The sequence below is a fragment of the Acidovorax sp. HMWF018 genome (assembly GCF_003061035.1).
Classification (GTDB): Bacteria; Pseudomonadota; Gammaproteobacteria; order Burkholderiales; family Burkholderiaceae_C; genus Acidovorax; species Acidovorax delafieldii.
The window spans coordinates 14,497-14,879 of sequence record NZ_QAIM01000513.1; the positions used below are offsets into that span (position 1 = coordinate 14,497).

Annotated in this window: 3 tRNA genes; all 3 read right to left on the reverse strand. The window is 53.0% G+C overall.

The window, feature by feature from the left end:
* Nucleotides 1–18: 18 nt before the first annotated feature.
* Nucleotides 19–94 (reverse strand) — tRNA-Ala (locus DBR23_RS21850).
* Nucleotides 95–158: 64 nt separating this feature from the next.
* Nucleotides 159–235 (reverse strand) — tRNA-Asp (locus DBR23_RS21855).
* 53 nt (nucleotides 236–288) lie between these two features.
* Nucleotides 289–364 (reverse strand) — tRNA-Glu (locus DBR23_RS21860).
* Between the last annotated feature and the right edge of the window lie 19 nt (nucleotides 365–383).

The window sequence follows — 383 nt, forward strand, 5'->3', positions numbered from 1 at the left end:
AACTACCACTGACAAATTTGGTGGAGGTAAACGGGATCGAACCGATGACCTCTTGCATGCCATGCAAGCGCTCTCCCAGCTGAGCTATACCCCCAAACTTCTTTGGCTTATGCCAAAGAAAAACCAGTGCACCCAAAAGAACTGCAAAGGCTTATGACTGGCGGAGTGGACGGGACTCGAACCCGCGACCCCCGGCGTGACAGGCCGGTATTCTAACCAACTGAACTACCACTCCTGGCAGGCAGCTTTTCGCTTGTATTTATCAACACAAGCCAAGTGCTACAAACTTGGCGACCCCACGGGGATTCGAACCCCGGTACTCACCGTGAAAGGGTGATGTCCTAGGCCTCTAGACGATGGGGTCAAAACCTTGGAACTAACCG